The 26,620-nt window shown below is 55.9% G+C and carries 17 protein-coding genes and 1 tRNA gene; 9 read left to right on the top strand and 9 right to left on the bottom strand.

All coding sequences use genetic code 11. The features are described 5' to 3' along the window. Nucleotides 1-45: 45 nt before the first annotated feature. The gene (locus IGS16_RS08275; protein ID WP_297084925.1) at nucleotides 46-345 is read right to left on the bottom strand and encodes a hypothetical protein; all 300 of its coding nucleotides are present in this window, start codon (nucleotides 343-345) and stop codon (nucleotides 46-48) included. 478 nt (nucleotides 346-823) lie between these two features. On the opposite strand from IGS16_RS08275, the gene IGS16_RS08270 reads away from it, so the two are divergent. From IGS16_RS08270 to IGS16_RS08255, 4 genes are all read left to right on the top strand, one after another. Then, on the top strand, nucleotides 824-2,266 hold the full coding sequence (locus IGS16_RS08270) for a GAF domain-containing protein (protein WP_297084924.1): 1,443 nt from the start codon (nucleotides 824-826) through the stop codon (nucleotides 2,264-2,266). Nucleotides 2,267-2,738: 472 nt separating this feature from the next. Further along, complete coding sequence (locus tag IGS16_RS08265; RefSeq protein ID WP_297084923.1) at nucleotides 2,739-9,398, top strand: PAS domain S-box protein; 6,660 nt, start codon at nucleotides 2,739-2,741, stop codon at nucleotides 9,396-9,398. Between the two features lie 317 nt (nucleotides 9,399-9,715). After that, the gene (locus IGS16_RS08260) at nucleotides 9,716-11,332 is read left to right on the top strand and encodes a bifunctional pantoate--beta-alanine ligase/(d)CMP kinase (RefSeq protein WP_297084922.1); all 1,617 of its coding nucleotides are present in this window, start codon (nucleotides 9,716-9,718) and stop codon (nucleotides 11,330-11,332) included. Nucleotides 11,333-11,386: 54 nt separating this feature from the next. Next, nucleotides 11,387-12,055 (top strand): type I restriction endonuclease subunit R, encoded by a 669-nt coding sequence (locus IGS16_RS08255; RefSeq protein WP_297084921.1) that lies wholly within the window; start codon nucleotides 11,387-11,389, stop codon nucleotides 12,053-12,055. Nucleotides 12,056-12,079: 24 nt separating this feature from the next. On the opposite strand, the gene IGS16_RS08250 is transcribed toward IGS16_RS08255, so the two are convergent. The 4 genes from IGS16_RS08250 to IGS16_RS08235 all read right to left on the bottom strand — a co-directional run bounded on the left by IGS16_RS08250 (nucleotide 12,080) and on the right by IGS16_RS08235 (nucleotide 16,165). Then, the gene (locus IGS16_RS08250) at nucleotides 12,080-12,295 is read right to left on the bottom strand and encodes a hypothetical protein (RefSeq protein ID WP_297084920.1); all 216 of its coding nucleotides are present in this window, start codon (nucleotides 12,293-12,295) and stop codon (nucleotides 12,080-12,082) included. A gap of 191 nt (nucleotides 12,296-12,486) precedes the next feature. Then, complete coding sequence (locus IGS16_RS08245; RefSeq protein WP_068511664.1) at nucleotides 12,487-13,239, bottom strand: GerMN domain-containing protein; 753 nt, start codon at nucleotides 13,237-13,239, stop codon at nucleotides 12,487-12,489. 434 nt (nucleotides 13,240-13,673) lie between these two features. After that, a complete protein-coding gene (locus IGS16_RS08240) occupies nucleotides 13,674-14,339 on the bottom strand; it encodes a Uma2 family endonuclease (protein WP_297084919.1) in 666 nt (221 codons plus the stop codon). A 20-nt stretch (nucleotides 14,340-14,359) separates the two neighbouring features. Next, nucleotides 14,360-16,165, bottom strand: coding sequence for a proline--tRNA ligase (locus IGS16_RS08235; RefSeq protein ID WP_297084917.1), 1,806 nt, complete (start codon nucleotides 16,163-16,165; stop codon nucleotides 14,360-14,362). Nucleotides 16,166-16,439: 274 nt separating this feature from the next. Here IGS16_RS08235 and IGS16_RS08230 point away from each other — a divergent pair, with 274 nt between their 5' ends. Then, on the top strand, nucleotides 16,440-16,778 hold the full coding sequence (locus IGS16_RS08230; RefSeq protein WP_297084915.1) for a hypothetical protein: 339 nt from the start codon (nucleotides 16,440-16,442) through the stop codon (nucleotides 16,776-16,778). A 185-nt stretch (nucleotides 16,779-16,963) separates the two neighbouring features. Further along, nucleotides 16,964-17,034 (top strand) — tRNA-Gly (locus IGS16_RS08225). 80 nt (nucleotides 17,035-17,114) lie between these two features. Here IGS16_RS08225 and IGS16_RS08220 read toward each other — a convergent pair. Together IGS16_RS08220 and IGS16_RS08215 are read right to left on the bottom strand one after the other, a co-directional pair. Further along, nucleotides 17,115-17,465 (bottom strand): hypothetical protein, encoded by a 351-nt coding sequence (locus IGS16_RS08220; protein ID WP_297084914.1) that lies wholly within the window; start codon nucleotides 17,463-17,465, stop codon nucleotides 17,115-17,117. A 176-nt stretch (nucleotides 17,466-17,641) separates the two neighbouring features. Next, nucleotides 17,642-19,261 carry a radical SAM protein gene (locus tag IGS16_RS08215; RefSeq protein ID WP_297084912.1) on the bottom strand — a complete coding sequence of 540 codons (1,620 nt, stop codon included), beginning with the start codon at nucleotides 19,259-19,261 and terminating at the stop codon, nucleotides 17,642-17,644. A gap of 694 nt (nucleotides 19,262-19,955) precedes the next feature. Between IGS16_RS08215 and IGS16_RS08210 the strand changes: the two genes are divergently transcribed. Continuing rightward, complete coding sequence (locus tag IGS16_RS08210) at nucleotides 19,956-20,978, top strand: tetratricopeptide repeat protein (RefSeq protein WP_297084910.1); 1,023 nt, start codon at nucleotides 19,956-19,958, stop codon at nucleotides 20,976-20,978. Nucleotides 20,979-21,116: 138 nt separating this feature from the next. Here IGS16_RS08210 and IGS16_RS08205 read toward each other — a convergent pair whose 3' ends face one another. After that, nucleotides 21,117-21,473: a hypothetical protein gene (locus IGS16_RS08205; protein ID WP_297084908.1), complete on the bottom strand. Its 357-nt coding sequence runs from the start codon at nucleotides 21,471-21,473 to the stop codon at nucleotides 21,117-21,119. Nucleotides 21,474-21,918: 445 nt separating this feature from the next. Here IGS16_RS08205 and IGS16_RS08200 point away from each other — a divergent pair, with 445 nt between their 5' ends. Continuing rightward, complete coding sequence (locus tag IGS16_RS08200) at nucleotides 21,919-23,064, top strand: endonuclease/exonuclease/phosphatase family protein (RefSeq protein WP_297084907.1); 1,146 nt, start codon at nucleotides 21,919-21,921, stop codon at nucleotides 23,062-23,064. Nucleotides 23,065-23,103: 39 nt separating this feature from the next. On the opposite strand, the gene ribBA is transcribed toward IGS16_RS08200, so the two are convergent. Next, nucleotides 23,104-24,834 carry a bifunctional 3,4-dihydroxy-2-butanone-4-phosphate synthase/GTP cyclohydrolase II gene (ribBA, locus tag IGS16_RS08195; RefSeq protein WP_297084905.1) on the bottom strand — a complete coding sequence of 577 codons (1,731 nt, stop codon included), beginning with the start codon at nucleotides 24,832-24,834 and terminating at the stop codon, nucleotides 23,104-23,106. A gap of 605 nt (nucleotides 24,835-25,439) precedes the next feature. Between ribBA and argC the strand changes: the two genes are divergently transcribed. Then, on the top strand, nucleotides 25,440-26,504 hold the full coding sequence (argC, locus tag IGS16_RS08190) for an N-acetyl-gamma-glutamyl-phosphate reductase (protein ID WP_068511699.1): 1,065 nt from the start codon (nucleotides 25,440-25,442) through the stop codon (nucleotides 26,502-26,504). Nucleotides 26,505-26,620: the final 116 nt, after the last annotated feature.

The following is a 26,620-nucleotide window of genomic DNA, read 5'->3' as shown; positions in this document are numbered from 1 at the left end:
ACTCGGCCGCCAAAATCCAAAACCCAAAATCGACCTTATCTGTTCTTACTCATTCGCGCCAGGGTTGCTCCGGACTTCACGGTGTAGGCAGCGCAGCACTTCGCCGGGTTGCTCGGCATTGAGGACGATGCCGTTGGGCGGAAATTCCAGGGCACGGGTCCACTCGAAGCGTTCGGCATAGCGGAGCAGGTGCAACCGGTCGATGGCCAGTTGCGCGTCTTCGGGCAGGCCGATGATGTAGTGGCGCAGGCGGCGACGGTGGGGCAGTTCGCAGGTGAGCGGGGGCAGCGAAAACTGGGTCGCCTCCGAGCGTGGGGACGACCAGGTGTATTGAACTGTCAGCATTTGGGGTTTCCTCCTGGAAACGAGTGGGGTAGGAAACCCCGAAATGTTGGCCGCCCCCGGAGGTGAAGCGCTGGGACAGGGCGGCCTACAATGGACGCAGCCCTGAGACAGCCGGTACTGTCGAGGGGTCAGGCGTTGGTGGGTGCTGCTAACACCTGCCAGCGCCGTAAGTGACTAAACGACCAAAATTTCGGGGGAAAACAAGCTGCTCGCACGACAGCTATGGCGCTGTATTATACACCGAATCGGGCGATCGCCATCTTCTTTTTTTTGGTTTAATGGCTGTTTGATTTGAGACGCGACAGCCTTTGGGGGAGGAGCAAGCTATGGTAGCCAGTGATAGCTATAGTAGCCAGTGATACAGAGCCTCCGGGGCGATCGCAGGCTCAATGGTATAGAGAATGGGTGTAGAGATAGGAGGAGCCGCCTGCGCTGCTCAGTCTGTAACCCCATCCTTTGGAGGGATTGCCAAACGTCGGTGTCTGAATCGTCTGCTAATTTTGTAGATGCAACGCGCCTGCTGATGGGCTTGCAGCAGGTCAGTTCGCTGGTGCAGCAGTTTGGGGACTGTCGAGAGCCAGAAGAAATGGTGCGCCGGGCCACAGACGGACTCGTGGAAGCGTTTGACTGTGCGTTTGCCCGCATCTGGCTGATGGAACCGGACGGGCAGTTTTTGCGGCTGGTGGCTTCGTCGGGGCTATATACCCGGCTGGATGGTTCCTTTGCGCGAGTGCCGCTGGGGGCGTTTAAGGTGGGTAAAATCGCCCAAAATCGCATTCCGTTTTTGAGCAATAATTTGTCGAATGAAGCCTGGGTTAAGGATCGCAACTGGGCGATCGCCAACCAGATTACAGGCTTTGCGGGCTATCCGCTGGCAATTGGCGATCGCGTGATTGGCGTGCTGGCGGTCTTCAGCCATCGCCCGCTGTCGCCGGAGTTTTTGGAGGTGCTGCAAAGCCTTTGCACCACGCTGGCCGTGATGATCGAGGCGGGGCAGCGACAGCGGCAGGAAGAAAGGGCGATCGCCACCCTGCGTCCTGGCTCTCCCACGCCGCTGCTTTCAGAACAAATTGCCCAGTGGCTACCGCCGACGCGCCTCAGCTTGGTGGGGACAGAGCGGGTGCTGTCTCCGGCGATCGCCTGTCTGTTTTTGCGGCTGGTGGAGGTGCTGCACGGGCTGTCCTGCACCTATTGCCGCCTCAGCTACGAGCCGCATCAGGTCATTCTAGAAGCGATGATTGTGCCGCCCAGCTTTGCAGCCCATCGCCTGCAAGACTGGAGTGAAGCAGCATTTGGCGAGTTTCCGCTGGCGGCGACCGGTTTGCGAGGCACGTTGCAACTTTTGCCCAACCCGTCGCAGAACGTGCTGCAAGTGGCGTTGCAACTGCCTGACGCAGGGGCGGCGGCGGGGCCCACCGTGCGCGTCGTTTGCACCCGTGCGATTGTGCAGCTTGCCCTGACACAACTGGCCGTCCTGGCTGGACTCTCCGTCTTTCCATTTGCGAGTCTGGCAGATGACGCAGATCTGCCGCTCCTCACCGACGACCCCGCCGCCGCAGCCCACGCCCGTCGGGTGCTGTGGCTGCAAACCCAGGCTCAGCCGTTGCCCACGCTGCCAGCCACCGTTTTGGGACGGATTGACCTGGACATTACCCCAGAGCAGTTGCGCCAGGCTGTTGAAACCGTGCTGCAAGACCGGCCCTGGCCGCCGACGCTGGGCGAAGAACTGAAGGGGCTATCGGATCGAGAGCGCGAAATTTTGGGACTGCTGGCGCAGGGATTGCGCGATCGCGACATTGCCGATCGACTAATCCTCAGCGAGAGTACGATCAAGTTTCATCTCAACAATGTCTTGTCCAAACTCCAGGTGCAGACGCGCTATCAGGCGATTTATCAGGCTACGCGCAATGGTTGGATTTAGAGGCTTTTAGAGGGAAATGCAGGAGAATGCGTTAAATCAGAAAAACAGCGATCGCGTAAAGGCTTTAGGAATCCTGCCATTGTTCATAAACGTGGCAATGAATAATCGAATAAACGGTAGGACGCAGAGGGCACTGCCCTAAGTTGAGGCACTTCCAAATACATAACGATGAAATAAGGAACACCTGCTCTGTATTGAAGCCATGCGAGGAATTAGCTCCATCTATTTATTTTGTAGAGATATGGACTTGCTAAATTCTTCTGCAACAAATAGACCTGAGTCGTCTTACGTCGGGCGAATAGGTTCAACATTGCTCAATATTTCGCTCAGCCTTTTAAGGATTTCATTTTACTAAAAGCGAAATGGAGATTTGTATAGATTTGTCGGGTATTCTGGAACACTAGAAGCAAAAAACTCATTTCTTAACAAAGTTCTATTTTCTACGCTGCCAGACGCTCCAGAGTTCATGTTTATGAATCTTTTTAAAAATCACGCTTCGAATCAGCAAGCAGAAAGGCAAGCCTCCAGTGACTCAGTATTCCGCGAGGTTTTTCAGGCGAATCCGGCGGCGAGTCTGCTGCTGTCTTTTCCTGAAGGGCGGATTCTGGAGATCAACGAGGCGTTTTGTGAATTGGTGGGCTGGAGTGCCAGCGAGGTGACGGGGTGGCGGATTGCTGAGACAGGGATCTGGGCAGAGGAGGGCAGCTACGCACGGCTCATTCAGCAGATCCAGACAGAAGGAGCGGTGAGCGCGATCGCCGATGTTTTTTGCACCCGCGCGGGTAGCCTCCGGCCGGTGCTGCTGTCGGCCCGTGCTGTGTCATTTGGCGACGAGCCGAGCCTGTGGATTACGGCGATCGCCCAACCCACTGAACCTGTCGAATCTTCTCAGCCCGCACCTCCGCACCTTGCCAGCCAGATTCTCGATCATGCTGCGGCATCAATCGGGCAGATTCGCCTGTATCCCGATCGCCATTGGCAGTATGACTATTGCTCCGCAGGCTGCGAGCAGGTGTTTGGCTTCACAAATGCAGAATTGATTGGCGGTGCATGGTTGGAGCGATTGCTGCCGGAGGATCGGGAGACGGTGCTTTCCACAGAAGTGGAGGCGGTTTTGGCAGGGCGATCGCACCGCACAGAGTACCGATTTCTGCATAAAAACGGCAGCCTGCGATGGATCGCCAGCTACCTGTCGCCCCGCTGGGATGCCACAGAAAACTGCTGGCGAGTGGTGTTTGTGGATACCGACATCACCGAGCAAAAGCGGCTAGAAGCCGAGCTGCAGACCACGAGCGTTGCCCTGCGCCAGAGCGAAGAACGGTTTCGCCAAATTGCCCAAAGCATCAAGCAATTTATCTTCATCCGGGATGCCCAGACGCAGCAGTGCCTCTACGCCAGCCCAGGCTACGAGACGATCTGGGGACTCAGTTGCAACAGCCTGTATCAAGATCCTATGTCTTGGCTGGAGTCGGTGCATCCAGCGGATCGTCCAAATGTGGAAGAGGTTGTAAAGCGCCAGTTTCAGGGCGATCGCATCTGGCATGAATATCGGATTTTTCGCCCCGACGGCACGCTCCGCTGGGTGCAGGCCGAGGTTTTTCCTGTCTTGGACGAAACAGGTGCATTTACCCGCTGCGCGGGCATTATCGAAGACATCACCGAGCGCAAACAGCTAGAAGCGGAGCGGCGGGCTGCTGAGGAGTCTTTGCGACAGAGCGAAGAGAGATTCCAGCAAATCGCCAGCCATGTCAACCAGCTTTTTCTGGTGTGCGATGCCAAAACGGGTGAATACCTCTACGTTAGCCCGGCCTACGAGCGAATCTGGGGCCGCAGTTGCGAAAGCTTGTATCGCGATCCCCAGTCCTGGCTGGAGGCGGTGCATCCGGGCGATCGCCCTGCGGTGCTTGCTTCTATGGCCCACCAGCGCCAGGGCGAAGCCACGCATCGCGAATATCGCATTGTTCGCCCTGACGGAGCCATTCGCTGGGTGCGAGCAGATATCTTCCCTGTGCTGGACGAGGCAGGCACGGTAACTCGCTTTGTAGGCTTTGCCGAAGACTTTACCGAACGCAAACACGCAGAGCTAGCCCGCGACCTGGCCGAAGCCGCCCTGCGAGACTCAGAACAACGATATGCCTCTTTCTTTCGCTGTAGCCCAGCGGCGATCGCCGTCTCATGTCCCTCTACGGGGCAATATATCGAGGTCAATCCCGCATTTGAGCAATGCACAGGCTACACCCGTGATGAAGTCATCGGACGCACCGCCGCCGAACTTGACCTGTGGGTGGATCTGACCCAGCGAGAACATCTGCTGCAACAGGTACAAGCCCAGGGCGGCACAACAGATATTGAGTTTCAACTCCGCCGCAAGGATGGCGAGATTCGCACGGTCTTGATGACAGCCGAGTGCTACGAAATCGACGGCTACGACTATTTAATGACCGTCGGTGTAGATATTACCGACCGCAAGCAAGCCGAAGCCGCCCTGCAAGCCAGCGAAGCCCGCTATCGAAAGCTGGTAGACCACGTGCCCAATACCGCTGTAAGCACGATAGACCGCAACCTGAGGGTCACCTTCGCCAGCGGGCAGGCGCTTCAGGACATTGGGTTTATATCAGGCTTTTTGGTGGATAAGTCTGTGTTCGAGGTTGCACCTCGCGAAGCGTATCCGCAGCTAGACCAGATGCTCCAGCGAGCGTTGGCAGGCGAGTCTGGCCGAGTCGAGATGACCTATGCGGAGAAGGATTGGCTGGTAAGCGTTACGCCACTGTCTGGCGCGACAGATCAGGTAGAAGAGTTGCTAATCGTCAGCCATAACATTTCTGACCTCAAGGCGCTGGAGAGTGAACTCAAACGCCAGCGCGATTTTCGGGAGCTACTGTTTAACGAGTCTAGCGATGCGCTGTTTTTGGTGGATCTGGAAACACTGCACACGGTCGATTGCAACCAGCGGGCAGTTGAACTGTTTGAAGCCGACCATAAGGCTGACCTGATTGGCTTTGAAGGTCACCTGCTGCAAAAGCAGCCCTTTACGCCAGAAGAACTGGAGGCAATCACCCAACAAATTGCCCAACAGGGCTGCTGGAGCATGGAGTTGGAGTATGTGACGTGCAAGGGGCGAGTGTTTTGGGGAGATCTGTCAGCCAGGCAGATTACCTTTGGCGACCAGCGGTTTAACCTGGCACGGGTAACTGATATTAGCGATCGCAAAGCCGCAGAATTTGCCCTCCGTCACCGAATGCAGCGAGAACAGGCGCTGAACCAGGTTATTCGAGCCATTCGACAGTCTCTAGATCTGGATGCCATTTTTAGCACTGCAACCCAGGAAATTGCCCAACTGCTGGGGGCAGACCAGGCAAACGTGGTGCAATTTTTCCCGGATCGCGGCCATTGGCAGGTTGTAGCCAGCCACCACACCCGTCGCGACTTGCCAGCCGTGAGGGGGATGCAAATTCCGGATGCTGACAACCCCCTTGCGGCTCAGCTTCGGCGCATGGAAATCGTCAAAATCGACGATGCGAGCCTGCTCGAAGATGACATCAATCGACAGATTGCGGCCCTAGTTCCTGGCTCTTGGCTGATGGCGCCGATGGAGATAGACGGGAGCGTTTGGGGCTGTTTTGCGGTCATCAAAAACCCAAAAATTGCATGGACTGATGAGCAGGTGAGCCTGATTCAGGCGCTTGTCGATCAACTAGCGATCGCCATTCAGCAGGCTGCCCTCTACAAACGGCTGCAAGAGTCTGAGTCAAGCCTGAGGGACGTGCTAAACAATGCGATCGCCGCTGTGTGTAGCTTCCGCGTCTTTGGCAATCACGACTGGATGTACGACTACTATTCCACAGGCAGCCGAGCCGTCTATGGCTATGAACCCGAAGAACTGATGGCCGACAAGCATCTGTGGATGTCGCGAGTGCATCCCGAAGACATAGAGCCGGTTATTATGCCGCTCTACGACGTGATTTTTCAAGAAGGCACCTGCACCTACGAATATCGGTTCTATTGCAAAGGCGGGGCGCTGCGCTGGCACCTGGCCACGCTCACGGCCCGTCGAGATGCGATCGCCGACTGCTGGATTGCCACCGTCATCACCGTCGATATCACCGAGCGCAAACAAGCCGAAGAAAAACTGGCCGCAAGTCAGGCATTGTATAAGTCTTTGACCGACGTGCTGCCGCTGTCTCTCTATCGCAAGGATCGGGGCGATCGCATCACCTTTGCCAATCGCACCTACCTGGATATTCTGGGCATCACCCTGGAGGAGTGCCTGGGCAAGACGACCTGCGACATCGTGCCGCCCGATTTGGCTCCCCATTGCCTTGCGGCAGATGAACAGATTTGGCGAACTGGGGAACCCGTCAGTCGTGTCGAAATGTCGGAAGCCAGGGGCGATCGCCAATACTTCCAAACCATGAAAAGCCCGGTGTACGACGCTGATGGACAAATCGTAGAAATTCAGGGCATCTGTTGGGAGATCACCGACCGCATCAAGACTGAGAAATCTCTGGAACTGCACAGCCTGATCGTGCAAAACATGGCCGAGGGCGTGTGCCTGGTGCGGGCGAGCGATGGCATCATCGTCTACGCCAACCCCAAGTTCGAGGCCATGTTTGGCTATGAGAGCGGCGGACTCAACGGCAAACACGCCTCCGCCGTGAACTATGAAGACGACACGCTCGACGCGCAGGAAGTGCATCGCAACATCGCTCACCATCTCGACACCTACGGTGAATACACTTACACGATTTGCAACCGCAAAAAAGACGGCACGCCCTTTTGGTGTCGAGCCACCACTGTTCGGTTCGACCATCCCGACTACGGCATCGTCTATGTCGCTGTCCACGAAGACATCACCGAGCGGCGGCAGGCAGAATTGGCGCTTCAGGAAATGAGCGCCGCCATGAGCAACGCTATCGAGGGCATTGCGCGGCTTGACCCACAGGGACGATATCTGTCTGTCAACCGAGCCTACGCTCGGATCATGGGCTATGAGCCAGCAGAAATGATCGGGATGAACTGGCAGCAAACCGTTCACCCTGAAGAACTTGCGACGGCGATCGCAGGCTATGAGTCCATGCTGCAACACGGCAAGGCTGAGCTAGAACTGCGGGGCCTCCGCAAGGATGGCTCCGTCTTTTACAAACAGGTCATCATAGTGGCGGCCTACAACCCAAAACAGCAGTTCACTGGCCATCACTGTTTCATGCGAGATATTAGCGATCGCAAACAGGCAGAAGCCGCCCTTGCCAGGGAATTGGCCCGCAGTAAAGCCCTATTCGAGGCATCTATAGACGGCATCGTGGTGATGTCTGAGGGTAAGGTGATCGAAGCCAATCCCAGCTTTGCCCAAATGCTGGGTTATTCACTAGAAGAAGTCCAGTCCTTGACGGTTGCCGATTGGGAGGCGCAGTGGACGCAAGAGGAATTGGTACAGGTCAAAGCTGAGTTCAAAGGCCGAAGCCACCGGTTTGAAACGCGCCACCGCCGCAAAGATGGCTCAATTTATGAAGTGGAAATTAGCGCCAATCCGGTCAATTGGGATGGGCAAACGGTGCAGCTTTGTATTTGTCGGGATGTGAGCGATCGCAAGCGCACCGAGCTAGAGCTAAAACAGGCCAAAGAAACCGCCGAAGCCGCCAATTCTGCCAAGAGTACATTCCTGGCCAACATGAGCCACGAACTGAGAACTCCGCTCAACGCCATCCTTGGATTTAGCCAGCTTCTGGCCTACGATCCCCTGCTCAACGACAGCCAGCGAGAGCAATTAGAAATTATTAACCACAGCGGCGAACATTTGCTGAGTTTGATCAACGACATTTTGGAAGTCTCGAAGATCGAAGCGGGTCGAATTAAGCTCAACACCAGTAGCTTTGACTTGTATCAACTGCTGGATGGACTGATACAACTGCTGCGCTTCAAGGCATCCGAGAAAAGTATTTCACTGGTGCTAGATCGCGCCCCAAACCTACCGCAGTATGTAGTCACCGATGAAGGTAAGCTTCGACAAATCTTACTCAACTTACTCAGCAACGCCATCAAGTTTACCGAAGCGGGTAGCGTTACCCTGCGGGCCAGGGCTGCCGAAACGCCTGATTGCTTGCCCGACGATTCTTCGCAGTCGGACACGCCTCAAACCCAGCGACTCCAATTTGAAGTCATCGACACGGGCTGTGGCATTGCAGCGGAGGAAATCGAGGATTTGTTCGATGCCTTTGTGCAAACAAAGCACAGTCACCGAGCTAATGAAGGAACGGGCTTGGGGCTGACGATTAGCCGCCACTTTGTGAATTTAATGGGTGGCGACATCCGCGTTCAAAGCGCCTTGGGGGAGGGCAGCACCTTTGCCTTCGAGATTCAGGTAGAGGGACAAACTGAGGCAGTGGTGCTGTCGCCTGTTGAGACTCGCCGTGTGTTGACGCTGGCCCAAGACCAGTCCCCTTGCCGGATTTTGATTGTGGAAGACCAGTGGCAGAATCGCCAGTTCTTGGTGGAGTTGTTGTCGTCTATTGGGTTTGAGCTTGAAGAAGCCATCAATGGTTATGAGGCGATCGCCCGTTGGTCTACCTGGCATCCCGATTTGATTCTGATGGATTTGCGAATGCCGGGAATGAACGGGTTCGACGCGGTTCAACAAATCCGCCAGGATGAACAGGCGCTCAGGTCTCAAAGTCAAACGCAAAGCAACATAGATTATTCCCCATTTAAGGCAACTAAGATTATTGCGCTGACGGCAGATGCGTTTGAAGAAACCAGAGCAACAGCGCTAGAAGCGGGCTGCGACGACTTTATTCGCAAGCCCGTTCAAGAGAGCTTGTTGCTCACCAAAATTGCAGAACATTTGGGCGTTCAATACATCTATGAAATGACTGAGAAGCGATCGCCGGAAGCTAATGTTGCGGCAGAAAATTTAGACTGCGATCTGTCGCTTATGCCTGTTGAATGGATTGCCGAACTGCATCAGGCCGCCACGGAAGGATTTGACGATCGCATCCTGCAACTGGTGCGGCAAATTCCCCGGGACTATTCCTGCCTGTCAAGTTCTTTGACCCATTGGGCAACAAACTATCAGTTTGAGGCGATTACTCAACTGACGCAGCCGCTCATCGAATACGAGACAGACTCAGCACCCTAGAGCCAGAGATTTAGCCCCGGAAAGGCTATGACGTGGCGTGCAGTGAATTGAGAACTGCGCCGATGCAGAATTTTTCGCAGGCTGTGCTTGCAAGAAATCGTTCGATCGGGGCTGGATCGTGGCGTGACCCGGCAGCCTCCAGATTTGCCCATCGGAAAACTCTGATTAGAATCTTGAGTGTAGGGATCGGGGGCGATCGCCCCAAAAACTCCCAAACACTTATTAGGCACGGATTAAATTTTGCGGAACATTCCCCATGAATAGGACAGAATCATGGAAACGAAACATGATATTCAGGCACCTTGCAGGGGGACAGAGTGCGGTTGTTTAAGACCATTGCAGGACTTCGCTCCTATCTTGCGTCGTGCCTTCAGGAGACAGACAGTGCAGTGACGGCGCAGACCAGGCGATCGCTTGGTCTGGTGCCCACGATGGGCGCACTGCACGAGGGACACCTCAGCCTGATTCGCCGCGCCCGCCAGGAAAACGCCGTGGTCACTGTCAGCATTTTCGTCAACCCGCTGCAATTTGGCCCGCAAGAGGATTTTCACAAGTATCCCAAAACCCTGGCGCAAGACAGCGAGCTTTGTGAAGCCGCGGGCGTGGACGTAATTTTTGCCCCCAGCGCCGAGGAACTGTATGGCGGACGCAGCGGCTCCAGAAAGGATATACTGACGCAGGTGATTCCGCCGCGGGCAATGATGGCGGTGCTGTGCGGGCCGCATCGGCCGGGGCACTTTGAAGGCGTGGCAACGGTGGTGGCAAAGCTGCTCAACATCGTGCAGCCCGATCGCGCCTATTTTGGGCAAAAAGACGCTCAGCAGCTGGCCATTTTGCGGCGGGTTGTGGCGGATTTGAATCTGCCTGTTGAGCTGATTGCTTGCCCTACAGTGCGCGAAGCCAGTGGGCTGGCCCTGAGTTCGCGCAACCAATACCTTTCGCCAGAGGAGCGCTCGCACGCTGCTGCCCTTTATCGCAGCCTGCATCGGGCTGAGCAAGCGTTTCACCAGGGTATTCGCAAGAGTCAGGAGCTAATTTCAATTGTGAAGGAAGAGTTATCAACCGTCGCGGCGATGCGGCCGCAGTATGTGGAACTGGTGCATCCAGAAACGATGGTGCCGCTGGCCGAAGTGGAGGAGCGCGGGCTGGTGGCGATCGCCGCTCATTTGGGCAACACGCGCCTGATCGACAACATCGTGCTGAGCGCCCGCAAGCCGATTATCGCCATCGACGGCCCCGCCGGAGCCGGAAAATCTACCGTTGCCCGTCGCGTCGCGGCCGAACTGGGTCTGCTGTATCTCGACACGGGAGCCATGTATCGCGCGGTGACCTGGCTGGTGCAGCAGTCAGGCATAGAGATTTCGGATGAAGCGGCGATCGCCGAACTGGTGAGCCAGAGCAAAATTGAGCTAGTCCAGCACTTAGAGATGCAGGAGCCAGAGGCAGGTGATGCTTCACTGAGTTTGGCAAATCCGCTGACAGTTTTGATCAACGGGCAGGACGTGACCCGCGAGATTCGCACGCCAGCCGTGACAGCCCAGGTATCGGCGATCGCCGCCCAGGGCGAAGTCCGCAGGGCGCTGGTGAAGCAGCAGAAGGAATACGGTCGGCGCGGCGGCGTGGTGATGGACGGGCGAGACATTGGCACGCAGGTCTTTCCCGATGCTGAACTCAAGATTTTTCTGATGGCTTCGGTGCAGGAGCGGGCCCGCCGTCGCCAGCTTGACCTTAGGGAGCAAGGTCAGCCAGAGGTGTCTCTGGAAACCCTGGAACGAGCCATCTTTGAACGCGACCAAAAGGACAGCAGCCGCAAGATTTCGCCGCTCCGCAAAGCCGACGATGCCATCGAACTGGTGACGGATGACCTGACGATCGAGGCGGTCGTGGAAAAAATTGTTTGCCTGTACCGCGATCGCCTATTGTCCGGCGCGTGAGCCTGAGTTGGGTGTTTGCGTGGAACCTCGGCAGAGCAACGGTAGACTAGGAGCATGACGCAACCCACCGTCATCACAAAAGCCATCACCAACCTGAATGAAGCTCAGGAGCGCTTTAATCTGCAACTGGCTGAGCGTGCGGATTTCTTCAGCGAGTGGTTAACAGAATTGCCAGGGCTGACCCATGCCGAAACAGCAACTCTAGACCGTTTGAAGCAGCGCTACCAGTACTACGCAGCAGATGGCTCGATCACCGAAGGAACAATCGACATCATTCTAGTGTCACCGCTGCTGGAATTGCTAGGTCTGTGCGATCCGCCCTACAAAATTCGGGCAGAAAAATATGTGCAGATTGAAATTGAAGAGGGCGATCGGCGGCTTCAGGGGCTAATTGATGTGTTAGTGGTTCAAGACCAGCTTTGGCTAGTGCTGATTGAAAGCAAGCGGTTTGGGTTTAGCGTCCTGCAGGCGCTCCCGCAGACCCTTGCTTGCCTATCAGCGGCTCCTCAACGCGATCGCCCCGTCTATGGGCTAATCACCACAGGCGAGGACTATCTGTTTGTCAAGCTGGATGGGCGATCGCGCCAGTATGACTTGTCAGACAAGTTCACTCTGACGACTCGACGAAACAATCAGCTTTACACCGTTGCTCAGGTGATCAAACGCCTGATGCAAGCAAGCAGAGCATCCGACACCAAATCTAACGGCTACTCCAAAGGCTAATTAAAGGCTGATCATCATCAAAGGCTAATCAATCGAGATGGACTGCGGCCCGCTGCCATTGCTGCTGCTGGGCGGCGCATCGCTAGCGGAAACACCGCTGCCTGCTTGCTGATCTAGCCAGCTTTTCACGGGGTCGTCGTTGAGATTTAGCCGGAATAATCCTGAGAAAAAGCCCCCCAAAAAGGCGACCGGGTGGCTGGTGATTTCTCGAACAACAGGCGTTAGCTCATCCAAAAACATGGGTTTCTCCACTGCGGATTCTAGTCTAGGCAGAATTTTAGCCTGAGTCAGCAATCTGATGGCGATCGCCCTCGGCAAATCCGGGGCAGATCCCCGCTTGCCCCCCGATCCTAGCGCGAATTTCTGGGCTTCTCAGCGGACAGACAGGCTCCCAGTAGCGCCTTTCTGCCACTCATCAGGCTATCCCGGTTCTACAGCGAGAAATCCTCGGCAATATCTGCCCGCGAGGTGGGCTGGTTGACCAGAATTCCCTCGCCGCCCAGTACCTCTAGCGGCTTACCTTCGATGGTGATCCACACCTTTGCGTTGGGGTCTAGGGTGGTTGCAGTGTAAACCACCTGCGCCAGCCGTCCAGTCATGGAGGTGCTGCCGCCGCCCTGGGTAAAGCTGTTGGACAAATCGACATGCACGCCATCGTCTTCCACCTTGACGCTGCGGAGGGTCGTGTCGCGGGGAATCGTAGATCCCACCGTGTTGTCGCTGGGGCCGAGCAGCAGCGCCTCGAAGGTGGCTTTGAGGATTTCTTCAGGGCGATCGCCCGACTCCACAGACACCGAAGCCGGGGCTAGCGTCGTCTTTTGTCCATCATCCTTCAGCCAGTAGACCTGCACCGTCCGCTGCTGCACGACGGCGATCGGCTCACCCGTTGGCTCTGCGTTGGAGGGCGCGTCCACTGCGGGTTCCTGCGCGATGGGCGGATTTTCGATGGGGGCTGCGAGGGGCGAGGGCGACACGGCGACAGTTGGCTCCGGCTGAGGCGCTCTGGAGGTGACCGTTTGCCAAGTGAACCAGGCCGTAGCACTGCCCGCCGCCAGCACGACCCCTGCCAATGCCGCAACCACGCCTACCGGCAGCCGGGAGGAGGAAGGAGCAGATTCCGGGAGTCCGGGCTGTTCGGTAGTGTCGGACGGTAGGGGCTGGTCTTGAAACGAGTGATTATCCATAGAAGCGTCCCCACGCTACAGGGGTAAGGGGTTGGGTTTGAAAAAAGTTTGGAAAACCAGTGGAGGGGAATGTCAATCTTCCTCAGAAGGGCTGCGAATAGAGTTGCTGAAGGCCCCGCAAAGGCTGATTGGGCAACCCAAAATCGCAAATCCAAAATCGAGAATCGACATCAGTCCAAGGGCGGGGCGATCGCCTCATCTGCTGCGATCGCGACCTTGATGCAAATACCCAGTCTAATAACGCAACGCAATTCTGGCCTAAATTTTCAGACGGACAGACTGGATTTTTGTTCCGCTGCTGGCAGCCTAGAGCAGCCTGGAATAGTTCCAGCACAACACCCGATCTCTTCTATTCTAGAAATCTTGCTCTGATCCGGGATGATTCGCTGAAAACTGCGCCGTGCTGCGATTCCGTCGGCGTGCTTCTGCGCGAATCAGGCTTCGCGAGGGCGCTGAAACTGGGCCATCAGCTGCGCCACCACCTGGCTATTTTCTACCTGCTTGGACTGCTCCAGCGCGGCTTGCAGCACCGACAGTTCCAGCCCTGGCAAAACCTGGGAAACCAGGATGCGGCGGCTGCCCTGGTTGGCAATTTGAAAGGCAATGATCTGGCTCTGGGACACATCCACGACCCAATATTCCGCTACCTCCAGTTCTTCATACAGCAGTCGCTTGGTGCCCAGGTCGTCTGCCAGCGAGGAGTCGGCAATTTCGATCGCCAAATCCGGGGGAGTAACCTCGTCCAGGTTGGCGATCGCTCGCCCCTGAGGCGCTAGCGCAGCGCGGCTGCCCACGTAATAAGAAATATCCGGCTGAGCCTCGCGCACACCTACCTTTCGATAGCTGCAATTGACCAAGCCAACCATTGCGACTTCCTTGGCACAGCACCAAAGCGCCAGAGTAAGTATCAGGATGGAATAGGCAGAAGCATGAGCGGCACTGCCTTCCATCGCTTCCAGTCGCATTTGGCTATTGAAGTAATAGCCTTTGGTTTTGGCACAAGACGGATGGCTGCTCAGACGTAAAAAATCATCCCAAGCAGCCGGAACCCATTGACTTGCTGGCTCTGTAGCCGTCACCGAAGCCGAAGTTCCATTCATCCCTCATCCTTCATCCCTAACTACCCGATCGCCTCCTGCACCCACTGCTTGAGCGTGGGCACGACCTGATCCAGCGCGATTTCCTGCGATTCCTTGGTGGCGCGTTTCACGACTTCAACCTTGCCCTGCTGGAGCGATCGCCCGGTCACTACGCGAAAGGGAATGCCGACGAGTTCAGAGTCTTTGAACTTGACACCAGCCCGCTCGTCGCGGTCGTCTAGCAGCGTTTCCACGCCAGCAGCGTTGAGGTCGGCGTAGAGCTTCTCGGCGGCCTCGACCTGAGCCGCATCGGTGATGTTGGGGATGACGACGATGGCGTGATAAGGGGCGATCGCCACGGGCCAGATAATGCCGTCTTTGTCGTGGTTTTGCTCCACTGCCGCCTGCGCCAGCCGAGACACGCCCACGCCATAGCAGCCCATCACCAGCGGCAGTTCTTCGCCCGTTTCGCTGGTGTAGGTCGCGCCCATTGCTTTGGAATATTTCGTACCCAATTGGAAAATGTGCCCCACCTCGATGCCGCGGGCGGTTTGCAGGATTTGGCTGGGGTCATGCATTGCGCGATCGCCCGGCCGGGCCTTGCGAATGTCCACCACGTCCGCAGGCAGCGGATACTGCTTGCCCCAGTTTGCGCCGACGACGTGATAGCCAGACTCATTCGACCCGGTGACGAAGTTCTGCAAGTCCACGGCCGTTTTGTCCACCAGCCGCAGGAATTTGGGATGCAGCTTTTCCTGCTTGCCGATGTAGCTGTCTTCTAGCCCAGGGGAAATGTAGCCCAGGGGCAGGGGCTTGGCAGCCCACTTCGCCTGTGCCTCGGCATCGGGCACGGTCAGCGCCAGCAGCGTCTTGCCCCCAAAGCGATCGCCCAGCTTCACTAGCTCATTCGTCAGCTTTACCTCGTTCACGTCCTGGTCGCCGCGAATGCTGGCCAGCACCAGCACCGTCACGCCGTTGTCGTAAACGGCCTGATACAGCACGTTTTTGACGATTTGCGTGGGGGAGCATTTGAGAAACTGGGCGAGTGTTTCGATGGTGGGTGTGTTGGGCGTGTCCAGCTTTTCAAATTTCGTAAAGGTGGAGGGTACGGCATCGGGCGGCAGCGACACGGCTTTCTCAGTATTGGCAGAATATTTGCCGTCTTCGGTGTAGAGGATTTCGTCCTCCCCAGCGTCTGCCAGCACCATGAATTCCTGCGATCCCGACCCGCCGATCGCCCCGGAGTCTGCCTCCACCGGGCGGAACTTCAGCCCCGTGCGGGTGAACATATTGCGGTAGGCGCGATCCATGTCGGCGTAGGTCTGCTTCAGGCTTTCTTCACTCGTATGGAAGGAATAGCCGTCCTTCATGATGAACTCGCGCCCGCGCATCAGCCCAAAGCGGGGACGAATCTCGTCGCGAAATTTCGTCTGAATTTGATACAGGTGCAGCGGGAGTTGGCGGTAGGAGCGGATCATGTCGCGAGCGATCGCCGTAATCACTTCTTCATGGGTCGGGCCCAGCGCCACCTCGCGGTTTTGCCGATCCGTCAGGGTAAACATGATGCCTTCCGCCTGGGTGTAGGTGTCCCAGCGACCCGACTCTTTCCACAGTTCCGACGGCTGCATCGCGGGCAGCAGCACTTCCTGCGCCCCGGTCGCATTCATCTCCTCGCGCACAATCTGCGACACCTTTTGCAGCACCCGCCACATCAGCGGTAGATACGCATAGACCCCGCTGCCGATGCGCCGAATATAGCCCGCCCGCAGCAGCAGCTTGTGGCTGGGAATCTCTGCCTCTGCCGGGTCTTCGCGCAGGGTGACAAATAGCATCTGAGACAGGCGCATCGCTGGGTCGTCCTTCCTACTAACGTTTGCGTTGGTTCTCTCAGTCTACCGAACCCACTGCCCCCTGACTGCCGCAATTTCGTTCCCACTTCCACCAGTGGCTATAATCTTGCATAGTTGAGACTTGGCTAAGATTTTGCAGGGCGATCGCCCAACCCTAAAATCCTGATGCACCAGCAGCCTAGTCATCCCTATCGGTCATCCCTATGTGGTGCAGGATTGGTTTACAGATCTGTTTTTGTCTAGTTTTGTCTAGCCCTATTCACCTGTAGTTATGTCAATTACTCAAAACCGTTTTCGCCAGGACGGGCTGTATTTTCTGCAAGGCATTGCAGGAACCTGTGTGGTCATGGGAGGGCTGGCGATCGCCCTCACTTCGTTCACGCTGCTGTTGTCTGCGTTTGCGCCGGGGCGCTTTCGGGAGATGATTCGCGACAATTTGCCCCCCGATTTGCCCCTGGTGCTGGTGGCGCTGCTGGTGGGGTTGGCGGCATTTTTGACCTTGCTGGTGTGGGCGCGGTTTACCTCGCGGCGGCTGGCGCTGTGGACAGGGGGCGTTTTGGGGGCGATCGCGCTGCTGTCGATGGTGGCGGCGGCGATCGCCAGTCCCTAGCGAAAAACCAGTGAGGTCGGCACTCAAGGGCGATCGCATCGCAGGCGACGTGAGAGGGCGATCGCCCAAAAACTGAGCAATACTCCTGTCAGGTTGCTTTTAGAATTGTGCTAACCTAGTAAAGCTTGAGAATTTCCCAATGCCTTTGCCTCACACCTTTGACGAGGGCCGTTACGGGAATGCTCGCGGGCATAGTTTAGTGGTAAAACTACAGTCTTCCAAACTGTTGATGCGGGTTCGATTCCCGCTGCCCGCTTCGGAAGGATCTAAACAATCTGGCAGGCTGTTTATCAAAACGGTTTGCTAAACGGCTTGCTAGATGGCTTTCCAAGCAGTTTACAAGTCTTGGTCTTCGTCCTGTTCCTTCACTTCGGGCGAAGGAGAAACCAGCGTAAAAGGTGCGAAAGAGGGCGTGGTGGCTGTGCGGCTCATGGCGGGCGGGCGCACGGGGGCCGTGTTGCTGGGGTTGGCGCTATGGAGCGGACTGGTGGCCGAGTGGCAGAGCAGCGTTAGCGCACAGGAGCAAACCGCCAGCGATAGGAAATCCAGACCCTTCGTGGTCAGCACTTCTGGCTGGGGCGCAACAGCAGCAGCCACCCTGACCCGCGACCCGGTGTAGGCATGGGGCGATCGGGCGGCGCGGCGCAGCATTGCTCTCTGGTTCCATTCACTGGACTTTTCAATCATGATAACGGTTTGGTAAGAGGGAAGAACAAGGAAGGAAGAACGAAGAGGGAAGAACGAAAAGGGAAACCCTAGCGTAGACTACCCAGATTGGGCCTATTTCCAACGTGGGTAGACACAAGCATAAACTTGCAGACGATGGAATTGGGCAAATTGTTCGCGGGTAAGCGAGAGCCGGGTTAGACCATTGCGGGGGCAAATAGGGCTATCGCGCTCGCCTGGTGTTTGAGCAGGGTCGCTTTGGGCAGTGGCCCATGCAGGTGCTCCCAGGGCAGCAGGTCATCCGCCTGCCAGGGGTCGAAAACGTAAGCCTCTAGCGGTGGCAGGGTTCCCCGCAGTTCCTTGAAGGCGCGGCGGTAGCTGCCCAGCGTGTCGCCATAGTGACGGACCCTTTCCAGTAAATGGGACAAACGGCGATCGCCCCGTGAAATTAACGCCTGGATTACCGACCAATTATAGCTTTCAGGACGAAACTCGACTCCCAACGCCCCCAGTCGCTTTTGCAAAAACTTTAATCGCTTTTCCGCTTCCGGGTTCACGCCAAACCACTGAAACGGCGTATGCGCTTTGGGCACAAAGGTGCTGCACCCCAGCGTCAGGCGCAGACCGGGCGCGGCTTTTTTCAAGGTTTTCAGCATTTCAACAGTTGCTTCTAGGTCGTCGGGCTGTTCGCCCGGAATGCCAACCATGCCGTAGAGCTTGAGGCTGCTGAGGCCGCCCGCTTTGGCGTGGATGGCAGCCTGAACAATTTCTTCAGTGTCCAGCTTTTTGTTGATGATTTGCCGCAGGCGATCGCTCCCACTTTCAACCGCAATGGTAATGGAGCGGGTGTCGTGCCGCACGAGCGATCGCGCCAGCTTCTCGGTCACGGTGCCCGTCCGCACTGAGGCCAGGCTGAGCCGCACATCGTCGAACCGCGGCTGGTTCAGATAATCCAGCAACTCGTCAAACTCTGGATGCTGCGTCACCGATGCGCCCAATAGCCCCAGCCGATTGGTCACCGCCAGCCCCCGCTCGATAGCAGGCATCAGCGATTGCTCCAAACTTGCCGGGCGAAAGGGCAGCGTCAGGTAGCTGGCCAGGCAAAAGCGGCACATTTCAGGACAACTCCGCACCACCTCCACCATGTAAATGTTTTCCCAGGCGGCCCGCTCGGTAACGACGGTCGAAGCCGACAGCACATTGCCGCGATAGGTCTGCTTTTCAATGACCGCAGGTGCGCCTTCCAGCGGGGCGATCGCCCGGATTTTTCCATCTGGTGCAGTGTAGGTCACGTCATATAGCGACGGAACATAGACTCCCGGAACCTGCGCCAGCTGTCGAAGCTGCTGCGATCGCCCCTCCTGCCGCACTGCTTTGTAAGCCGTGATGAACGCATCCAGAAGCAGTTCACCGTCGCCCAGTAGCACCACGTCAAAAAAGTCGGCAAAGGGTTCGGGATTGGCCGTCAGCACAGGGCCGCCCCCGAAAATGAGCGGGTGGGCATCGGTGCGGTCGGGCGATCGCAGGGGAACCTCCAGTGACTCCAGCAGCCCCAAAATATTCACATAGTCCAGTTCCCAGGATACGGAGAACCCCAGCAATTCGGGGCAGGCTGGCAGCGGTTCATGCAGATCGGTAAACAGGCGGCTGACCTGCACATCGGCCCGCGTCGCCAGCGTCGCCCAGACCACCTGATAGCCCAGGCTAGTGATGCCAACGGTATAGTCATTGGGAAACGCAAAAATTACCGGAACCGCGTCGGCATCCGGCGTTGCAGGCGTAAACAGCAGCCGCTCATCGGCGAAAACAGCAGTCACAAAGGCAGAAGCAAGAGAGGAGACATTCTCCTTCAGCCTATAGCAAAAGCCTAGAAGATGTGGGCAATGTGGCGATCGCCGCCAGCAATGGACTCCAGGCATGTATATTTAGCTACCAAAAAATATGGGGATGTACGCAGATGCGGCGGGAGCAATTGAGGAATTGGAACGCTATAGGCGGCATTTTTCAGGGCATCTACCGTAGGAGTTTGCACAATCTTCATGGCAAGCTGAAGATAACGAAAAGCTCAGCCCTCATACATTGACAATTTTGTGACGAATTTTGCTGCCCTCAAGAGCAGCTATTAAACCCTGGTTGAACCCTAGTTGAACCCTAGTTAAACCCCAGTTGAACCCTAGTTAAACCCCAGTTAAATCCTTAGTTAAACGCTAATCAAACTCTAGTTAAAGTCCGATGGGTTGAAGGCCGAGTTACACACAAACTTGTTGAACGCTGATTGATTTCCAAGCTCAATTGAGAGAGTGGAACGGGTAGATAAGCTGGTTAAAAAGCCAGAGATAATTCATTAGGTCTGCGGCTAGATTTTGATCTACGAGGTGATCGAGTCACTAGTAATTTGCAGCTAGGACTACAGATATGTTTCATTGAAGAAGATTCCATCTGGATGGACGTTTGCATCTGCAATGATCCGACGGATTGGAAGATGGACTGAATCGGGAGGCGATCGCAGTCATGGCTGATTTTTTTGATTCCTATCGGGGAACCTTTGTCCCAGAAACCGAGCGAACCACGGACGTTCGCAATTCAAAAGCAGCGAGCTTCGGCACTCGAAAAGCTGAGCTAGATCAACTGCTGGAAAAAGCGATTGAGCAATATCAAATTCGGGACTATCCATCAGCCCTGAAGACGTTTCGACATGTCCTCTTTGGCTATCGAGAAGTGCATGATTTGCAGGGTGAAGGCATGACCCTCAGCGGCATGGGTCTGGCCTTTTATGCGCTGGGTCAATACCAAGAGGCGATCGCCCATTCCTATCAAGCGTTGGCGATGGCTCGTCAGACAATGGATCGGCGCACCGAGCGTCAGGCCTTGGGAAATTTGGGCAATGCCTATCGCCATTTGAACAACTTTGAAAAGGCCATTGAATATAAAGGGCAAACGCTGGTTGTAGCCCGTGAAATTCAGGATCGACGGGGCGAAATGGCGGCGCTCAACAACCTCGGCATGGTGTATAAGGCAATGGGGGATTGTGAACAGGCGATCGCCTATTACGAACAAAGCCTGCGTCTGGCGAAAGAACTGCATGATTTGCAGGTAGAAGGGCAGGTTTTGCGAAACTTGGGCAATGCCTACCACGCACTAGAAAACGGTCAGAAAACGGTGGAGTGCTACGAGCAACTTTTGGAAATTGCTCGACAGCAGGCTGACCTGTCTACCGAAGGGCAAATCCTCAAAAACTTGGCGAGCGCCTGCTATTCTCTGGGGGATTACAACAAAGCCATTACCTATCATCAACTGCGGCTGGCGATCGCCCGCACCCTGCGCGACAGACGAAATGAAGACCAAGCGCTCGAAAGCCTCAGCGTGATTTACGACGCGATGGGAGACTATGCCAAAGCCATCGAGTGCTATGAACAACGACTGGCGATCGCCCAATCTACTCAAGACAAACACCTAGAGCAACAGCTATTAAAGAGCCTGCGAAATGTTTGCTACGCTGTAGGTGATTACGCCAGAGCCAATTCGTATATGTGAGTCCTTTTCTGTCCTTTTCTAAGGAGTCACTTGATCTAGAAATTGAATAACAAATCAAAATTTGAAAGCCCCTGAGTCTAGTAAACTCAGGGGACATTTCAGCGAAGGTACACTGTAAACTTAGGTAGCCAGGTTGCGTTAACGGTTTTGTGTTACCTTTTCCAGGGCACGCTCAGCTTTTTCTTGAATCGTTACCGCCTGACGGGAGTTAGACGGACGACTCATCTTGTCTACGTCAGCATTTTCCTGAACTTCATTGATTCCCTTACGGGCCCGATCCTGCACTTCTTCCATGCTTTGCAGACCCGAATTCAGCGCTTCCTCTGCTTTTTCGTAGATTCCATCCAGCTTTTCTACGCCTTCGTTGGGTGCGCTAGACCGATTGCCAAAGCCAAACGCAAGAGCAGGCGAGGCGGTAAACAGCATTAGCACGACAAACGAAAAGGCGATCGCCACTTTATAGATCGACTGCTTTAGTTGGTTCCAAGTTTTCATGGGAGTTCCTCCAAGAATTACAATTCGTCAAGCCTGACTCAATCGAACTGCGCTAATTGAATTAGATAGTTGGACTCAGAAATCCGCTCAATTCATAAGCACCGCTTGACTCATTTGAATCATTTTTGAATCATTGAGTGACTCATTTATCCTGCACTTAGTTATACGCTGAATACCCCCTGCTTCAAATCAATCTCTAGAGCGAAAGCGGTTAGGTTTTCACAGTTTTTTCTCAGCAGAGCGGAGGATTAAATCTTGCCAAATAAGATTTGAAATTCTCCCTAAAGGAGGAGACAATAGAAGCGACTAAAAAGCGACTGATTCCTGAAACCTAGAGGCATTCATGCTTTCTCGCCTTCTCTCAACGGTTAGACCGAAAATAAAAGTGAGTGTGCTTTGCCAGACAACAATGCTGGGAACAGCCGCCTGCTTCAGCCTAGGAGTTTTGCAATCTTCTGCTGAGGCAGCACCGATTCGCTTTGCCTCGTTCAACGCCTATCTCAACCGCGAAGCAGAGGGACAACTGCTGGCGGATCTGGCAACACCCAACAATCCGCAGGTGCAGGCCGTCGCCGAAATCATCCAGCGGGTGAACCCTGATGTGCTGCTGCTGTTGGAGTTTGACTATGACACGACGGGCGAAGCAGTGCGCCGCTTTCAGGAAAACTATCTCGCCGTGGGGCACAACGGCGCTGCGCCCATCCGCTTTCCCTACGTCTATCTCGCACCCAGCAATACAGGCATTCCGTCCGGCTTTGACCTAGATAACGACGGGCAGGTCAGCACTACACCGGGGACTCGCGCCTACGGAGGCGATGCGTTTGGATTTGGGCTGTTTCCAGGGCAATACGGCATGGTGCTGCTGTCGAAATATCCCATCGTGCTAGATCAGGTGCGGACGTTCCAAATGTTTTTGTGGAAAGATATGCCCGGTGCGCTGCTGCCCAGCGATCCGGCGACCCCCGACGCGGGCAACTGGTATTCTCCAGAAGAATTGGCGGTGTTTCGGCTGTCATCCAAAAATCACTGGGATGTGCCCATTCGTGTGGGAAATCGCACGATTCATGTCCTTGCCAGCCATCCCACGCCGCCCGTATTCGACGGGCCCGAAGACCGCAACGGCCGCCGCAACCATGACGAATTGCGCCTGTGGGCAGATTACATCACGCCCGGCCGCGCCGACTATCTCTATGACGACCGGAGACAGCGGGGCGGTCTGAGCGACACAGCTTCGTTTGTGATTATGGGCGACCTGAACGCCGACCCCATCGATGGCGACGGAATGCCGGGGGCGATCGCCCAACTGCTCGACCATCCCCGCGTCAATGCCGACCTCGCGCCCAGTAGCGCAGGGGGACAGGCGATCGCCGCCGCCAGCACCGCCACTGGCCCCACCCGCTTCCACACCGCCAGCTTCGGTCGTCAGAGCCTCCGCCTCGACTATGTGCTGCCCTCGACGGATCTCCGGGTCGTCGGCGCGGGTGTTTTCTGGCCCGCTCCGGGTGATCCACTGTTCCGATTGGTGGGCGATGGCGATCCGATTATCAGTTCCGACCATCGCCTGGTATGGGTGGATGTGGAGGTTGAGTAGCGCGTTAGCAGTGGATGGGTCGGGCCGCTTGACCGCTCGCTAGTCCGTCGGCGGGTGCGTGGAAAACACATAAATTCGCTGGGTTGCCAGACTAGTGCAGACTTCCGAGGGGCGCACCTGATTAGCGCTGTCGTCCCGCTTCAGTCGAAAGATTTGGCGATCCAGTTGCACCTGTAAATTGGTCATCGGGTCGCCCCCCGAAGACACCAGAAACTCTAGCTGCTGCACGGTTGGCCAGGCGGCAACTTGGTCGAGAATTTGGGCGATCGCCCGTTTCGCGGGATGCTCTGGCTGCTGAAACCAGTCGGGGCTAGCGGTCTGCGATTGTCCAAAGCCCAGATGCACGATCAGCGACGACTGGTTAAAGAGGGCGATCGCCACCGGCCGCGCCTCTTCCTGCACCAGCAGATCGTGGACCTTGGCCAGATAACGCAGCTTCTCCAGTCGGTCGTAGCGCTCCGTCACCGAGGGGTCGTCTTCCCAGCGAATCGCCAGCGTCAGCAGGTAGGTTTGCAGCAGCAGATGTCCCAGTTTTTCTGCTTTCGTTGCCAGATAATCAGCATTAAACGGAGTCGCCTCGATTAGCAGCGGCACCCGGCTCACCATCTCCAGCCCATACCCCTTGAGTCCGGCAATCTTGCGCGGATTGTTGGTAATCAGGCAAAACTGGCGCACACCAATGTCGTTGAGAATCTGTGCGCCCATGCCATAGTTTCGCTGGTCAGCCGGGAAACCCAACCGCTGGTTTGCCTCCACCGTGTCCAACCCCAAATCTTGCAGCGAGTAAGCCTTTAGCTTGTTAATCAGCCCAATGCCGCGCCCCTCCTGCCGCAGATAGACCACCACGCCCGCACCTGCGTTCTCAATCATCTTCAGTGCCGCCTGAAGCTGCATTCGGCAATCGCACCGCAGCGACCCCAGGGCATCTCCTGTAAGGCACTCAGAATGCACACGCACCAACACAGAGCGATCCTCAAACGTCTCCGGATCGCCCTTCACAATAGCCACATGCTCGGAGTTATCCAGCAAATTTCGATAGGCATAGATTTTGAAGTGCCCAAACTGGGTCGGCAGATCCGCCACTGCCTCGCGATGCACGAACCGCTCATGCTGGAGCCGATAGCTGATCAGGTCGGCAATGCTGATTAGCTTCAGCCCATGCCGCTGAGCATATTCCACCAGCTCTGGCAGCCGCGCCATTGAGCCATCGGGATTTTGAATCTCGCAGATTACGCCTGCTGGGTATAGACCTGCCAGTCGCGCTAGGTCTACGCCGGCCTCGGTGTGGCCGGCCCGCTTTAGCACGCCACCTTCTTTTGCCCGCAGGGGAAAGATATGGCCGGGTCGGCGCAGGTCGCTGGGTTTGGTCAGCGGGTTCAGGGCAATTTGAATCGTGCGGGCGCGGTCTTCGGCCGAGATGCCTGTGGTCACGCCGAGGTGGGTTGCGCCGTCGATGCTGACGGTGAAGGCGGTCTGCTCGCTTTCGTCAGTGTAGCTGCTGACCATCAGCGGCAGGTCAAGCTGGTCGAGCCGTTCGCCGGTCATGGCCAGACAGATCAGCCCCCGCGCTTCCACGGCCATAAAGTTGATCATGTCGGGCGTGGCGAACTGGGCAGCGCAGACGAGATCGCCTTCGTTTTCGCGGTTTTCATCATCGACCACGACGATCATTCGACCCGCCTTGAGATCGGCCAGGGCAGACTCGATCGAGTCGAATTGGAATGCAGGAGCGGGTTGAGCGGGTGTAGCGGCAGGCGTAAGCGGTTCCACGAGAAAATTCCTGATTGAAGAGAGAAAAATAGAGTTTGGTAAATAGGGCCGTCTCAGCAGTGGAGTCGGGCTGAAATTAGGCTCAAATGTAAAGTTCTCTGAAGCGATCGGCTAAATCGATTGTATCTCTTTCGGCTAAACCATTGACAAGCACGGCGCTATGATGGGGACGGTTCGCATTGCAGACGGGTTTATTCGCACAATTTGGTAGCTAGGCGCTTTGGTAGCTAGGCGCTAGCAGCACGAATTCAGCACGGTTGAGGCTGGCTCTGCGGGGCGGCTCGATTTCCCAAAAATCTTTTGATTTCCTGGATAGCGCAAAATAGCAGGGTGTTTTATTGTTAACCTACTGATTTATGAACTTTTGAACTGATTAAACGATTCTCGTTTTTTTAGGTTAGGGCTGGGCATCACCTGATCAGGCGATGCAGGGTATCGAGGCTGATCTCTTCAGATGCATCCGTTCAGATGCATCCGTTCAGATGCATCCGTAATGTGCACCCGTCGATGAATGATGGAATGCTAAACCTGATTTTTGAAGCCGTTGAGGCTGAACCTGTTGGAGTGAAAATTGCTGAGGCTAGCGTTGTATAAGGGCAATCATCATGGGTGATTTAGAACGTATTCCCGTCGGCATTGTGGGCGCGTCGGGCTATGGGGGCATTCAACTGGTCCGGCTGTTGCTAGAGCATCCCAAGCTGGAGTTGGCGTATCTGGGTGGTGAAAGCACGGCGGGTAAGCCGTTTGCAGAACTCTACCCCCACTTGGGGCACCGGGTGAATCTATCGGTGGAGTCGGTGGATGTGGAAGCCATTGGCGATCGCTGTCAGGTTGTTTTCCTTTCTCTACCGAATGGTCTCGCCTACAAGATGGCTCCGCGCCTGCTGGAAAAGGGCTGCAAGGTGCTGGACTTGTCCGCCGACTATCGGTTCAGCGATTTGCAGACCTATAAGACCTGGTATGGGGGCGATCGCGACGATTTTGCGGTTGCGACCAGGGCGGTGTACGGGCTACCGGAGCTATACCGCGATCGCATTGCCGAAGCCCAACTGATCGGCTGTCCTGGCTGCTATCCCACCGCTAGCCTGCTGGGTCTTGCGCCGCTGCTCAAGCAAGGGCTGATCATTCCCGAAACTGCCATCATCGATGCAAAGTCGGGCACCTCCGGCGGCGGTCGCCAGCCCCCTAAGGTGGATATGCTGCTGGCCGAAGCTGATAGTTCCTTCCGCGCCTACAACGTCGGCGGTCGCCATCGCCACACGCCCGAAATCGAGCAGGTCTGTAGTGACCTGGCTGGGCATGAGGTACTGGTGCAGTTTACGCCGCATTTAGTGCCGATGGTGCGCGGTATTTTGGCAACAATTTACGCCACCATGCGCGATCCGGGGCTGGTGCGCGACGATTTGCACACCATCTATTCTGCGTTCTACCGCAATGCGCCGTGGGTGCGCGTGTTGCCCAGCGGCACCTATCCCCAAACCAAGTGGGCCTGCGGCACGAACCTGTGCTACATCGGCATCGAGCTAGATTCGCGCACAGGCCGCGTGATCGTCATGTCTGCCATCGACAACTTGCTGAAAGGACAGGCGGGTCAGGCGCTCCAGTGCCTCAACCTGATGATGGGCTGGGAAGAAACGCTGGGGCTGCCGCAGTTGACGTTTTATCCATAGTCGCTATCTTTAACTTGTCGAGTCTTGTGGTCAATAAGCTGTTGGGCGATCGCCAGCGCATGCCGGCCAATTTCTGCTGGAGTGCGCGAAAAAAATGACTTTTTTCTTTACAATGA

It is taken from the genome of Thermoleptolyngbya sp. C42_A2020_037, from assembly GCF_015272455.1.
Taxonomy (GTDB): domain Bacteria; phylum Cyanobacteriota; class Cyanobacteriia; order Elainellales; family Elainellaceae; genus Thermoleptolyngbya.
Note: the sequence above shows the minus strand (reverse complement) of the source record. Positions and strands in the feature narration are given on the sequence as shown.

What these genes read in the sequence shown, in the direction of transcription:
- IGS16_RS08275 (WP_297084925.1), bottom strand. Translation starts at nt 345, where the DNA reads ATGCTGACAGTTCAATACACCTGGTCGTCCCCACGCTCGGAGGCGACC.
- IGS16_RS08265 (WP_297084923.1), top strand. Translation starts at nt 2,739, where the DNA reads ATGAATCTTTTTAAAAATCACGCTTCGAATCAGCAAGCAGAAAGGCAA.
- IGS16_RS08255 (WP_297084921.1), top strand. Translation starts at nt 11,387, where the DNA reads ATGACGCAACCCACCGTCATCACAAAAGCCATCACCAACCTGAATGAA.
- IGS16_RS08250 (WP_297084920.1), bottom strand. Translation starts at nt 12,295, where the DNA reads ATGTTTTTGGATGAGCTAACGCCTGTTGTTCGAGAAATCACCAGCCAC.
- IGS16_RS08245 (WP_068511664.1), bottom strand. Translation starts at nt 13,239, where the DNA reads ATGGATAATCACTCGTTTCAAGACCAGCCCCTACCGTCCGACACTACC.
- IGS16_RS08240 (WP_297084919.1), bottom strand. Translation starts at nt 14,339, where the DNA reads ATGAATGGAACTTCGGCTTCGGTGACGGCTACAGAGCCAGCAAGTCAA.
- IGS16_RS08235 (WP_297084917.1), bottom strand. Translation starts at nt 16,165, where the DNA reads ATGCGCCTGTCTCAGATGCTATTTGTCACCCTGCGCGAAGACCCGGCA.
- IGS16_RS08230 (WP_297084915.1), top strand. Translation starts at nt 16,440, where the DNA reads ATGTCAATTACTCAAAACCGTTTTCGCCAGGACGGGCTGTATTTTCTG.
- IGS16_RS08220 (WP_297084914.1), bottom strand. Translation starts at nt 17,465, where the DNA reads ATGATTGAAAAGTCCAGTGAATGGAACCAGAGAGCAATGCTGCGCCGC.
- IGS16_RS08210 (WP_297084910.1), top strand. Translation starts at nt 19,956, where the DNA reads ATGGCTGATTTTTTTGATTCCTATCGGGGAACCTTTGTCCCAGAAACC.
- IGS16_RS08205 (WP_297084908.1), bottom strand. Translation starts at nt 21,473, where the DNA reads ATGAAAACTTGGAACCAACTAAAGCAGTCGATCTATAAAGTGGCGATC.
- argC (WP_068511699.1), top strand. Translation starts at nt 25,440, where the DNA reads ATGGGTGATTTAGAACGTATTCCCGTCGGCATTGTGGGCGCGTCGGGC.